This is a genomic window from Nocardia farcinica (genome assembly GCF_029867845.1).
GTDB classification, from domain to species: domain Bacteria; phylum Actinomycetota; class Actinomycetes; order Mycobacteriales; family Mycobacteriaceae; genus Nocardia; species Nocardia farcinica_A.
Genome location: NZ_JARWRU010000491.1, coordinates 1 through 11,758, shown reverse-complemented (window position 1 = coordinate 11,758; position 11,758 = coordinate 1). Strand labels below are relative to the sequence as shown.

The 11,758-nt window shown below is 66.5% G+C and carries 11 protein-coding genes; 4 read left to right on the top strand and 7 right to left on the bottom strand.

The window, feature by feature from the left end; genetic code table 11:
• From QH283_RS10745 to QH283_RS10720, 6 genes are all read right to left on the bottom strand, one after another.
• The coding region (locus QH283_RS10745; protein WP_432420701.1) for an alcohol dehydrogenase catalytic domain-containing protein at positions 1 to 555 on the bottom strand (555 nt) is incomplete at its 3' end.
• Between the two features lie 52 nt (positions 556 to 607).
• On the bottom strand, positions 608 to 2,290 hold the full coding sequence (locus QH283_RS10740) for an AMP-binding protein (RefSeq protein WP_280502870.1): 1,683 nt from the start codon (positions 2,288 to 2,290) through the stop codon (positions 608 to 610).
• A 172-nt stretch (positions 2,291 to 2,462) separates the two neighbouring features.
• Entirely contained in the window at positions 2,463 to 3,230 is a 768-nt protein-coding gene (locus tag QH283_RS10735; RefSeq protein WP_086845854.1) for an SDR family NAD(P)-dependent oxidoreductase, read from the bottom strand.
• Positions 3,231 to 3,270: 40 nt separating this feature from the next.
• Positions 3,271 to 4,425 (bottom strand): acyl-CoA dehydrogenase family protein, encoded by a 1,155-nt coding sequence (locus QH283_RS10730; RefSeq protein ID WP_040795762.1) that lies wholly within the window; start codon positions 4,423 to 4,425, stop codon positions 3,271 to 3,273.
• 111 nt (positions 4,426 to 4,536) lie between these two features.
• Complete coding sequence (locus QH283_RS10725) at positions 4,537 to 5,982, bottom strand: aldehyde dehydrogenase (protein ID WP_280502868.1); 1,446 nt, start codon at positions 5,980 to 5,982, stop codon at positions 4,537 to 4,539.
• A gap of 39 nt (positions 5,983 to 6,021) precedes the next feature.
• Positions 6,022 to 7,125 (bottom strand): NAD(P)-dependent alcohol dehydrogenase, encoded by a 1,104-nt coding sequence (locus QH283_RS10720; protein WP_086845861.1) that lies wholly within the window; start codon positions 7,123 to 7,125, stop codon positions 6,022 to 6,024.
• A 267-nt stretch (positions 7,126 to 7,392) separates the two neighbouring features.
• Between QH283_RS10720 and QH283_RS10715 the strand changes: the two genes are divergently transcribed.
• Both QH283_RS10715 and QH283_RS10710 read left to right on the top strand, forming a co-directional pair.
• Complete coding sequence (locus tag QH283_RS10715) at positions 7,393 to 8,532, top strand: LuxR C-terminal-related transcriptional regulator (protein WP_280502867.1); 1,140 nt, start codon at positions 7,393 to 7,395, stop codon at positions 8,530 to 8,532.
• The gene (locus QH283_RS10710) at positions 8,529 to 9,629 is read left to right on the top strand and encodes a helix-turn-helix transcriptional regulator (protein ID WP_280502866.1); all 1,101 of its coding nucleotides are present in this window, start codon (positions 8,529 to 8,531) and stop codon (positions 9,627 to 9,629) included. The genes QH283_RS10715 and QH283_RS10710 overlap by 4 nt, the downstream gene beginning before the upstream one ends.
• A 1-nt stretch (position 9,630) precedes the next feature.
• Here QH283_RS10710 and QH283_RS10705 read toward each other — a convergent pair whose 3' ends face one another.
• The gene (locus QH283_RS10705) at positions 9,631 to 9,954 is read right to left on the bottom strand and encodes a 2Fe-2S iron-sulfur cluster-binding protein (RefSeq protein WP_040795758.1); all 324 of its coding nucleotides are present in this window, start codon (positions 9,952 to 9,954) and stop codon (positions 9,631 to 9,633) included.
• A 440-nt stretch (positions 9,955 to 10,394) separates the two neighbouring features.
• Between QH283_RS10705 and QH283_RS10700 the strand changes: the two genes are divergently transcribed.
• The gene (locus tag QH283_RS10700; RefSeq protein ID WP_280502869.1) at positions 10,395 to 11,165 is read left to right on the top strand and encodes an MlaE family ABC transporter permease; all 771 of its coding nucleotides are present in this window, start codon (positions 10,395 to 10,397) and stop codon (positions 11,163 to 11,165) included.
• 69 nt (positions 11,166 to 11,234) lie between these two features.
• The coding region (locus QH283_RS10695) for an MlaE family ABC transporter permease (RefSeq protein ID WP_280502865.1) at positions 11,235 to 11,758 on the top strand (524 nt) is incomplete at its 3' end.

The window sequence follows — 11,758 nt, the reverse complement described above, 5'->3', positions numbered from 1 at the left end:
CGCGGGGGTGCCCCCGGTTCCCCCGGGGGGCGCGCCGCGGGGGCCCGCCACGGCCGACGCCTTGGTGGTCACCCCCCCGCGGCCCCCGACTATCTGGAGTGACTCGTGCGGGCGTCGCGCGGCGCGGGTGACCAGCGCACGATAGGCGGTCACCCCCACCAACCCCAGCGCTGCCGACTCGGCCCAGGAGAAACCCTTGGGCCGTGGTGCCAGGCACTCCTCGGGAACGCTGACGTACTCGGCATAGGTACCGGGCCGCTGATCACCGAGGATCTCGAAACTCGCCGACGGCGCGTCGGTTCGCTCACCCCAGAACAGTGAGGGGAGGATCACCACCTCCTGCCCGGTATCGGCACGCACTCCGGCGCCGTCCGCGCCGGGTACATGTGGAAGGGGCGATCCGTACCGCCCCTGACGAACCAGCACGTCGTGCCAGTTCAGCGCACTCGCCCGCAGTTCGACCGTCACCCAGCCGAGCCGGGATTCCGGATCGGCGACGCTGCGCGGCCGCAGCTGATCCGCGTCTCCGAAAGCGTCCATCACAACGGCTTTCATGTTCCCACCTCCGCCGACACCGGCATCGCTTCTCCTGATCGTCCGCGGCGGGCTACGGCGCGGCCGGCTGCGAGTTTCCGGCTGCAGCCCATTCCCGCAGCACGTGCTTCTGGATCTTGCCGGTAGCGGTCATCGGAAGTCGATCGACAACGGTCACCCGCTCGGGAGTCTTCTGCACGGCCACCCCGCGTTCCAGCAGGTAGGCACGCAGATCTTCCACGGTGGGCGCCGTGTGCCCCGGGGCGGGCACCACATAGCAGCACACCTTCTCCCCCAGACGCTCGTCCGGCATCCCCACCACGGCCACCGCGATCAGATCGGGGTGGGCGGCCAGCTTGTCCTCGACCTCTCGGACGCTGATGTTCATGCCGCCGCGGATCACGATGTCCTTGGTCCGGCCGGTGACCCGCACGAACCCGTCCTCATCCATCACCCCGAGGTCACCGGAGCGCGAGAAGCCGTCGGGGGTGAACAGTTCGGCGGTCTCCGCCGGGCGGTTCAGGTACTCGATCATGTGCGAGGGACCGCGATAGGCGATGTCGCCCTGGCCGCCCCTCGGCACCTCCCGCCCTTCCTCGTCGACGATCCTGACCTCGATTCCCCGCAGTGCGGAACCGTCGGAGGTGATTGCCCGACGCGGATCGTCGTCCACCGTGCAGGTCGTGGTCAGCAGGTTCTCGCTCCGCCCGTACAACGACAGGACGGCGGCAGTGGGCAGCCTAGTGGTCGCCTTCTCCACCACTGCGGCCGGGATCGGGGATCCCGCACACACCCACACCCGCAACGACGACAGATCCGCGTTCGGATCGTCGTCGGCGGCCGTCAACAGCGTTTGCAGGAAGGTGGTCGCGGTGACCGAGACCGTGCATCGGAAGTCCCGGATCTCGGCCAACGCGCGAACCGGATCCCACTCGGCCATGAGATGCGTTGCCGCACCGCTGAACAGTGGGAGCAGAACACTGGTGAGCAAGCCGGTGGTATGTGTGATCGGCGAGGGCCCGAACTGCACGTCGGAGCTGCTGTGCCCGAACGCGGCCTGCAGGGACCGGGCACTCGCGGCGTAGGTGTTGAACGTGTGCACACATCCCTTGGGCCGTGCCGTGGTGCCCGACGTGTAGACGATCACGAACGGATCGTCGGGATGGACGCGTGCACCGATCTCGGCGTCGGCATCGATGTCGGGATCGTCCACGAAATGGTCGTCGAGCAACCGGATGTCACGTGCGAGCAGTGCCTCACGGTCCTGCGACTCCGCACGGACCGCGATGATCGATTCGAGCATGCCGCCCCGGCCCCGGATGTCCTCGAACATCGCGATGTGGTCGAAACCCTTGAATCTCACCGGCGCGATCGCCGTACGGATCTCGGCATCGGCCACCACATGGGATACCTCGTCCGAGCGGTAGATCGGCATGATCGGCACCATCACCGCGCCGATCCGGGCCAACGCCGAAGCGATGACGACGAATTCCGCCCAGTTGGGCATCTGCACCGCGACCCGATCCCCACGACGTAGACCGAGCCTGTGCAGCCCCACGGCCAGACGCTCCGAACGGTCCGCCACTGCGGCGAACGACAGCGTGAAGGTACCGTCCGTGACGAAGGTCCGATCTCCCTCACGCTCGGCCCGTGCGCGCAGCACGTCCGTAAAGTTCTCGGCCGCCCACAGTCCCTCGGCATAGAACTGGTCGATCTGCCGACGGGCGTAGTGTCCTATGTTGCACTCGCTGGTCATGATTCCTGTCTTTCCGCACACGTGTTGGGAAACGTGCCGACGGGCCCCGGCGGGATGGAGATACGGCTGGAGCAGTCGCGCGAGCCGGGGACGGTGAAGAGGAGACGAACGCCGCACGAGAGATGGCGGTGACGTCCGGATGTGGCGGCGGCCGGCGGCCACCGCCACATGGTCATGCGGCGGAGATGCCGCCGTTCACGCTGATCGCTTGCCCGGTGAGCTTTGCGGCGGTGGGGCCGCACAGAAACACCGCGAGCGCGGCGATGTCGTCGGCGACCGGAACGCCGAGATGGGCCTGCTGGGCGGCCTTGGCGAACAGTTTGGCGCTGAAGCCGTCGCTGGTGATTCGTTCGGTCGACGCAGTCTCGTGCACGAGCGACGGAGTGAGCACATTCGCACGGATCCCGTGACGCTTCTCCTCGATGGCGATGGTCCGCGTGAACATCACCATTCCCGCTTTCGCCGCGCCGATGACGGATTCTCCCGGCGTGGCCGTCTTTGCGGCATCGGAAGCCACGTTGACGATGACACCGTGACGACGGCTGCGCATGCCCGGCAGCACCGCGCTGGCCATGTGCATACAAGGCAACGCCAGGTGCGTGAAGATCCGAGCGATCTGATCGGTGTCGATATCGGTGAACAGCTCCGGCTGGACCTCGGCGGCGGTCGAGCACACCAGAATGTCGATACCGTCGAGAATTCGCTCCGCCTGCTGCGCAATCTCCCGGGCGGAGGTCACGTCGATCGCGTTGCCCCGGAGGTAGTCCACCTTCGCCCCGTGATCCTGGACCACGCTCTGGGCATACCGGCCACGTTCCTCGTTGCGCCCGACCAGGACGATGCGGGGAACGCCGGCTGCTGCCAGTTGCCGCGCCGTAGCGAGTCCGATGCCCGCGGTGCCACCGACCACGAGCGCGGAGCTGTCCCGGAGTTCCTTCATGATGTGATGCCTTCGCCTTCCGTCCGATCGCACTTCTCGTTCACAGCGAGACCGTGCCCCGCTCGAAGATGTCGCGCGCGATGATCTTTTTCTGGATCTCGGCGGTTCCGTCGGCGACCAGATAGGCCATGACATCACGGAACCGCTGTTGCAGCGGGAATTCGGTGGAGTAGCCGAGGTTGCCGTGAATGCGCATCGCCGCTTCGATCGCGTTCTTGGCGACGACCGGCGCCCACCACTTGCTCATCGACGCCAGCGCGGTGTGCGGGCGGCTCGTCTCCCGCAGCCAGAGCGCCCGGTAACAGGTCCAGCGTGCGCCTTCGAGATAGGTCGCGTGCTCGGCGAGTTGGAAGGACACACCCTGGTTCTCGGAGATCGGCTTGCCGAACGCATGCCGCTGCTGCGCGTACACGGCCGCTTCCTCCAAGCTCTGCTTGGCCGCCCCGATGCAGAGCAGGCCCAGCGCCGCGCGGCTGAAGTCGAAGTGGTTCATCACCGATCGGAAACCCCGGCCCTGCTCACCGACGAGGTGGGAATCCGGCACGAAGACGTTGTCGAAGTGCAGCGCGCCCCACCCCAGGGGCAGACAGCCCATGCCGGGCATATGGCTGCGAGTGACCCCTGGTGAGTCCAACGGCACGACCAGGCAGCTCACCCCGGAGGCCCGGGTCGTCCCCGCCTCGCGGGCGTAGACGAGTGCGACCGTGGCGTTCATCGCCCAGCTGATGGCGGTCTTCTCGCCGTTGAGCCGCCAGCCGCCAGGTACCCGCGTGGCCGTGGTGCGCAATCCGGCGGCGTCCGACCCCGAACCGGGCTCGGTGAGCGCGATGGCAATGGTCTCCTTGCCCGCGATCAGCGGCGGAAGGTACCGCTCCCGCACTTCCTGCGAGGCCAGGGCGAGCTGCGAGCCGGAAAGCCCGATCTGCACCGGAATTCCGGCCATGTTCACGTCGCCGGCGGCGAGCGTCTCGGTGGCCAGACCGAGCAGGATCGGATCCTCCTGCCCGGTCCCGCCGAATTCCTCGGGTAATCCGATTCCGAGGACTCCGAGATCGCCCAGCTTCTCGTAGACGTCGAAGGGGAACTCCGCCGAGGCAGCTCGATCGCGATAGCCGGGCAACAGCACTCGATCACTGAAGGCCTGCAGCGTTTTCCGAAATTCCTCGTGCTCTCGACTGAACTCGAAGGACACCATTGCTCGCGCTCCTACTTCTGTACCAGGCCGCTCATCGATCGACCGTATTAATATTACTTTAGGTCAGACCAATAACGACCGCAAGGTCTTCCGCTCTGCCCGCCCCGGGATCTACAGGTAGATCGACTTCTGCGTCTGGTAAGCGCCCAATGCTTCGGGGCCGAGCTCGCGACCGAGGCCGCTGGCCTTGACACCGCCGAACGGAGCGGTCGGATCCGGCAGGTAGTTGTTGATGCCTACTGTCCCGGAGTGGATCCGGCGGGCCACTCGGACGCCACGATCGTGATCACTGGTCCACACCGTGCCACCCAAGCCGTAGTCGGAGTCGTTGGCGATCCGAATAGCTTCGTCCTCGTCGCCGTAGGGAATCAGCGACAACACCGGCCCGAAGATCTCCTCCTGCGCGATGGCGTAGCTGTTGTCGACGTCGGCGAAGATCGTGGGCTCGACGAACCAACCGGCGTCCAGATCGGCCGGCCGGCCACCACCGACCGTGATGCGGGCGCCGTCGCCGCGCCCCTTCGCGATATAACTCTCCACCCGGTCCCGCTGCCTGGCGCTCGAAAGCGGTCCGACCTGCGTCGAACGGTCGAGGGCATCACCAACTTGCAGCGAGCCGGCAAGCGCGGTGAAGGCCTCGACCACCTCCTGATACCTGGACCGCGGCGCGAGCACACGGGTGCCCAGATAGCACACCTGGCCGTTGTTCAGCAGAGTGCTGGCGAACAGTTGCTCGCCCACTTTCGACAGATCCAGATCGGCATCGTCGAGGATCACCGCGGCCGACTTCCCACCGAGCTCGAGAGTGACCGGCCGCAGGAGCCGGCCGCACACCTCGGCGATACTGCGCCCCGCCGCGGTCGAACCGGTGAAGGCGACCTTGTCGACGCCGGGATGGGCGACCAGATACGCGCCGAGCTCCCGGCCGCCGGGCACGATGTTGATCACGCCTGCCGGAATGCCGGCCTCCTGGACGGCTTCGGCGAAGAGGTAGCTGTCGAGAACGGTCTCCGGCGACGGCTTGATGACGAATGTGCATCCGGCCGCCAGACCGGGGGCGTACTTGAACGCCGCGAGCGCCTGCGGGAAGTTCCACGGCACGATCGCCGCCACCACGCCGATGGGCGCGCGGGTCACCAGCGTCGAGCCGCCGAGCAGCCCCGGACGCGTCTCCTCGAATCCGTCCCCGCGCAGCAATCCAGCGTAGTACCGCAGCAGCAGCTGCGGAAACACACCTTCGAGCTGCTCGGCGATCGCGATCGGCATTCCGTTCTGCGAGCTGATGGCCTGGGTCATCCGGGACGTCCTGGCATCGAGCGCGTCGGCCAGCCGCTCCAGCGCGGCTGCCCGCCGTGCCGGCTCCCAGCCGGCCCAGCCAGCGGGATCGTCGAAGGCAGCTCGGGCAGCCGAGACCGCGGCGTCGATATCGGCGGCGGCACCGTCGGGCACAGACCCGATCACCTGCTCGTCACTGGGCGAGATCACGGTGATGGTGCCCGAGGTCGCCGGCGAGCGCCACTCGCCGCCGACGTAGAAGTGGTGGTGTTCAGTGGTCATGACGATTCTCCTTCGAACCGATCGGGAAATTCGCTGTGGTCAGTCGACGGTGAGGACGACCTTGACGATGTCGCCCTCGTGCTGGGCTGCGATCGCCTCGTTGATCCGCGACAGCGGCATGGTCTGGATCAACCGGTCGAAGGGGAAGCGCCCTTCGCGGTGCAGCGAGAGCAGATAGGGAATGAAAGTCGCGGGGTCGGCGTCGCCTTCGACGATGCCGCGGATGGTCTGGCCGAACAGCTGTGTCTGCATGAGACCGATGGGCAGCGTCGCCTCCGGATTCGCCGGAACGCCGATCAGCCCCAGCGTGCCGCGCACGCCCAGCGACAACAGGATCTGCTCCAGCACAGGCTGCAGGGCGGTTGTGTCGATCGCATAGTCGACGCCGTCCGGTAGAACCGCGCGCACCTGCTCGGCCAGTGGGCCCACCGCCGGATCGATGACATGGGTGGCCCCCAGATCCAGGGCCAGTTCGCGCCGGGATCCGTGAGGCTCAACGACGATGATCTCGGCCGCTTCCCGGACCACCGCTGCCATGACCGCTGCCAGGCCGACGGCACCGCCGCCGACCACCAGCAGCGAGTTCCCGGGCCGCACATCCAGCGAATTGAACACCGCGCCCGCGCCGGTCTGGATTCCGCAACCGAGGGGTCCGGCGATCTCGACAGGCGCGTCCTCAGGCAGCTTGACGACGTTGCGCTCGTGGGCGACGGCGTGAGTGGCCAGCGACGACTGCCCGAAGAAGTTGCTCCCCACCTGCCGGCCACCCGCGGTCAGCGCCGAGGTGCCGTCGGTGCGCACACCACCGAAGTTGTACGCCATGAAGTTGTGACAGTAGGCCGGCTCTCCGAGCGTGCACCTCCGGCAGGCACCGCAACTGTTGAAGCTGATCGCCACCTTGTCACCGACCGCCACGCTGGTCACCTCGGCGCCGACAGCGGCCACGATCCCACTTCCCTCGTGCCCGAGCACGCCGGGAAGCGGAAAAGGCAGGTGGCCCTCCTTCACGGCCAGGTCCGTGTGACAGATTCCGGTCCCGACCATCTCGACGACGACCTCGTGCGCGGCCGGCAGGCCGATCTCGACCTCCTCGAGCGTGAACGGACCGCCGACTTCGTTGACGACGGCTGCGGTAACTCGCATATCCTTCTCCCTTGCTTGATTTCCGTTGCCCGAGGCTAGGGACCCAACACCCGGGAAAACAGCAGGTCAGCCTGCAAATCACTCGGAAACCCCCCGACCGTCCCCCGTCGGAGTGACCCATCCGATGGCCCACCGCAAAAAGGTCGGTCCTTTGAACCATTATTGTGGGATATAGTGTGACGTGCATCTCGTTCCGGGCCTCGGGTTCATACGGCCCAGACCACGGCGGGGAAGGCAGCGTTCCCGGCAGCGCAGAAGGAGGCCGCCATGCTCGATACGACACCACTCATCGACGACGATGAGACGCTGCTCGGACAGGCAGCAGAGCTCGTACGGCAGTGCCGTCGGATATATGGGGAGAACCGGGGCGGCCATCCGGCCGCACACGTATGGGATGCACTGGGCGCCGCTCGCATCTCGCTCGAGCAGCTCATCGAGACGGAAACCACCGGACCCCGGCAACGCGCCGAGGCATGTCGGCAACTGGTCGCGATCCACCGGTTACAGCAGGAGAAGATCGGCATCTCTCTGCACCGCCGCCTGTCCTCGCTGACCGAGATCAGGAACGGCATCATCGGCCTCGCGGGAGCCACTTCCGAGGACATGCTTGCCGCAGCGCCGGTGCGTGTGTGTCGCGCTCTCTCCATGGGAAGGGCGATGGTCTCGGTAATCAGCGGTTCGGTGTGGTTACCGCGGCGACTGCACGTCGAAGACGGCCAGGACGCCAACGACACCGCCTTCCGGGAGTACGTCGACGGCGCTCGCATTCTGCTGCGGGATGCGCCTCTGGAGACAGAACTGGTCAGGCGACGCGCTCCCGCGATGGTCGACACCCCCGCCGAGGACCGACGGACCCACAAGCCGCTGGTCGATGTCTCACGCTCGGCCGGATACATCGCGGCCCCGGTCACCGTCCGTGGACGCGCGATCGGGCTACTGCATGCGGATCGCCCCTCGTCGGGAGCCAATGTCACCCTCGACGATCTCGAACTGCTCGAAGCTTTCGCCGAGTGCCTGTCGATCGGCCTCGAGGGCGCCGTTCTGCAGCGCCGGATCGACGAGCAGGTAGAACGGGCACGAGAAGTCTTCGCCGAACTCGAGACCGAGCTTCGCGAGGCTCGGTACACAATGCGGCCGCAGACGGAGCCGATCGAATCCGAGGCGGCACGATCGCCGAAACAGCCGTGGCATGGGACCGCGTCGTCGTTGACCGCCCGCGAGCGGGAAGTGCTGGCTCAGCTGGCCACGGGTGCGACCAATGCGCAGATCGCCAGGAATTTGGTGATCGCGGAGGAGACGGTCAAGGGCCATCTCAAGCAGATCTCGAAGAAGTTGGGCACCTCGACCCGAGCCGCCGCCGTCGCCGCATACACCCGGATGTCCCGCGCTCGCGAGATCAGCGAATGAACGTGGCGACAGATCCCGTCACCGCTCTGACCGCGCTCAACGCGGCCGTCGGCGAGCTCCGCCGCTCAGCGGGGCTCGAGATCGCCCCCGAGGAGCCGGCGTACCTGCACACCGCGATCGAACTCGCCGACGCCAGCCTCGATGCGGCACTGGACCCGGATGGCGGCGGACTCAATGGATCGCGCGAGCTCGTCGACTGTCTCCGGGCCCGCGCCCAGGCCGTCGAAGCCCTCCGGCTCGCCCAGCACCGCCGAATTTCGGCGGTGTCGCGGTCGGTACAACGCCTCCGAGGTGCTGTTACCGTGGACGGCCTGATAGGTGAACTCTGGGCGGTGTTCACCACCGATCTCGGCTTCCGGTCCGCCGATTTCTTCTCTATCGAGGACGGGATGGTCGCATCTGCCGGTAAGCACCGGGACGCCACGAAGCCACGGCCACTGTCCGATGCGGAGCACGCCTGCCTCCGCTCGGGTCAGCCGGTTCTCGTCGTCGCAGCCGAGTTCCCGGATACGACGAACCGGGCGAAGCGCGCGGTCGATGCGCTGATCGCTCCCGTCACTGTCGAGAACACACCGGTCGCAGTGCTTTACGCATACGTCGCCGCCCCCCTCACCGTCACTTCGACGGACGCCGAGACAGCAGAATTCGTCGCGACAATGGCCGGCCGGGTGCTGGAGCGGATCCTCCGGTCCGAACGCCTGCGCGCGAACGAACAGACCGTGCGCACGGCGGCGCAGCGCTTGACCGCCTCCTCCTGGGGCGGATCGAGTGCCGAGATCGACTTCGGCTCGACCCCGGCGATCACCGCCGATCCGGAATCCGACTATTCGCTGTTGCAGCCCATGGTGACCGAACGGCTCACCGCCCGCGAGGCAGAGGTGCTCGAGCTGATCATCGAAGGCGCCTCGAACACCCAAATCGCCGAACAACTGGTGATCTCGGTCGAGACGGTCAAAACCCACGTCAAGAAGGTGCTTCGCAAGCTCGGCGCCGTCAACCGGGCCGAAGCGATCTCTCTGGCGCTTCTGGACCGGAGCCGACCGGAACCGTCCGCAAACCTTCCGGGGCGAAAGGGAGTGCCCTTCCGCCCCGCGTAATTCACTCCCCGTTGCCCGGCGGAATCGTCACCACCACTCCCCCCGACCGCTCCGAGACCACGAGCTGGCAGGCCAATCGTGAACGCGGGCAGAACTGTTCGCTGTACTCGAGCAGGTCGAGCTCCTCGTCGGTCGGCGCATCGAAGTGGTCGAGCCACTCCTCGTCCAGATGCACATGGCAGGTCGCGCACGAGCAGCCGCCCCCGCACTCGGCGACGATGCCGGGCAAGTTGTTGCGGACAGAGCCGTCCATGATGGTGATACCGACCGGAACGTCGACAACCCGCTCGGAGCCGTCGGGCAGGCGATAGGTGATCTCGGGCATGGATTTCCCCTCTCGAGCTTGTGATTCGTTGAACGCGTGCGGATGTCGCTGCGTGACGCCAGAGCGCCGGTCATCATTCGACCGAGCCGATGTGACACAAGTCTCGTCGGTATCGACACCCTTCCGCATCACCTGATCGGGTCGTTCCGCCACCGCCACGGGGGGGAGCACAGGCGCACGCGCCGCCGCCCTGTCACTTCATCGAGTCCGCCGACCCCCTCGATCGAGGGATACCCGATGTAACCCGGCTCACGTAGTTTGCTCTTAGTTCGATCGGCTATCACCCGACGGCTTCTCCGCGTCGCGTCCAATGTTGCCATTCCACCGGCATTTCGGATTCCGCAGCCGCCACAGCGCGCGCCTGCCGCCGATCGTTTCCCCGAAAACACAGGCTCGACGCACAGAGGAGAGACGTGGCTGTTGCCGATTCCACCGCGGGAGTGCGCGCATTCCGACCAACTGCTGCTGCGGCCCGCACCGCATTGCGAGCGATCGGCGATTTCTACGCCACCACCCTCGAGACCTTCCGGTACCTGGTGACAGCTCGCTTCCGCTGGGGGGAGTTCATCACGCAGGCATGGTTCATCGCAGGCATCTCGATCATGCCCGCCCTCCTGATGTCCATTCCCTTCTGCATGATGTTCGTCTACGAGATCAACATCCTGCTGGCCGAAGTCGGCGCGGTGGACCTCAGCGGTGCCGGCGCCGGTGTCGCCATCATCCGCGAAATCGGGCCCATCGTCACCGTTCTCGTCGTTGCCGGTGCAGGCTCGACCGCGATCTGCGCCGATCTGGGGGCCCGCACCATCCGCGAGGAAATCGACGCGATGCACGTGCTGGGGATCGATCCCATCCAGCGGCTCGTGGTTCCCCGGGTCGTCGCCTCCACCGTCGTGGCGATGTTCCTGAACGGACTGGTGTCCGCAGTCGGATTGGTCGGCGGATTCATCGCCACCGTGTACATGCAGGGCGCTTCGCCCGGTCAGTACGTCACCAGCATCTCGGTGCTGACCGGTCTGCCGGACTTCCTGGTCAGCGAAGTCAAGGCTGCCGTGTTCGGCTTGCTGGCGGGCCTGGTCGCCTGCCACCTCGGGCTCCACGTGAAAGGCGGCCCGAAAAGCGTCGGCGACGCGGTCAACCAAACCGTCGTCTTCAGCTTCCTACTGCTGTTCTTCGCGAATTCGATCATCACGACCATCGCATTGCACTGAGCTCGAGAAAGGCATTTCGTCGTGTCCCAAGCTCCCCGACGTCAAGCTCGGCCGCCGGCCGTGGCAGGCGTGGCACATCTCGGTGCCGCACCTGTCCGATCGCTGACCGAACTCGGCAAGCAGATATCGTTCCACGCCCAGACGGTCCTGGCGATACCCCGTGCGTCGGTGCACTACCGCAGAGAAGTGATCCGGTTGCTCGCCGAGGTCAGCATGGGAAGCGGCGCACTCGCCGCCATCGGAGGCACACTCGCGGTCGTCGCCATGCTCACCGCGGCAGTGGGATACGAGGTCGGCCAGCAGGGCACCACCTCGTTGGGGCACATCGGGATCGGCGCGCTCTCGGGATTCATCTCGGCCTTCTTCAATACCCGGGAGGCTATTCCGGCCATCGCGGGCATCGCGCTCACCGCCACCGTCGGCGCGGGCTTCACCGCCCAGCTCGGTGCGATGCGGGTCAGTGAGGAGATCGACGCCATCGAGACGATGGCCATCCCCTCCCTGCAATACCTCGTGGCGACCCGCGTCACCGCGGGAGTCATCGCCGTGATCCCCCTCTACTGCGTCGCGCTGATAGTCGGCTACACCGCCCC

What these genes read in the sequence shown, in the direction of transcription:
- QH283_RS10740 (WP_280502870.1), bottom strand. Translation starts at nt 2,290, where the DNA reads ATGACCAGCGAGTGCAACATAGGACACTACGCCCGTCGGCAGATCGAC.
- QH283_RS10735 (WP_086845854.1), bottom strand. Translation starts at nt 3,230, where the DNA reads ATGAAGGAACTCCGGGACAGCTCCGCGCTCGTGGTCGGTGGCACCGCG.
- QH283_RS10730 (WP_040795762.1), bottom strand. Translation starts at nt 4,425, where the DNA reads ATGGTGTCCTTCGAGTTCAGTCGAGAGCACGAGGAATTTCGGAAAACG.
- QH283_RS10725 (WP_280502868.1), bottom strand. Translation starts at nt 5,982, where the DNA reads ATGACCACTGAACACCACCACTTCTACGTCGGCGGCGAGTGGCGCTCG.
- QH283_RS10720 (WP_086845861.1), bottom strand. Translation starts at nt 7,125, where the DNA reads ATGCGAGTTACCGCAGCCGTCGTCAACGAAGTCGGCGGTCCGTTCACG.
- QH283_RS10715 (WP_280502867.1), top strand. Translation starts at nt 7,393, where the DNA reads ATGCTCGATACGACACCACTCATCGACGACGATGAGACGCTGCTCGGA.
- QH283_RS10710 (WP_280502866.1), top strand. Translation starts at nt 8,529, where the DNA reads ATGAACGTGGCGACAGATCCCGTCACCGCTCTGACCGCGCTCAACGCG.
- QH283_RS10705 (WP_040795758.1), bottom strand. Translation starts at nt 9,954, where the DNA reads ATGCCCGAGATCACCTATCGCCTGCCCGACGGCTCCGAGCGGGTTGTC.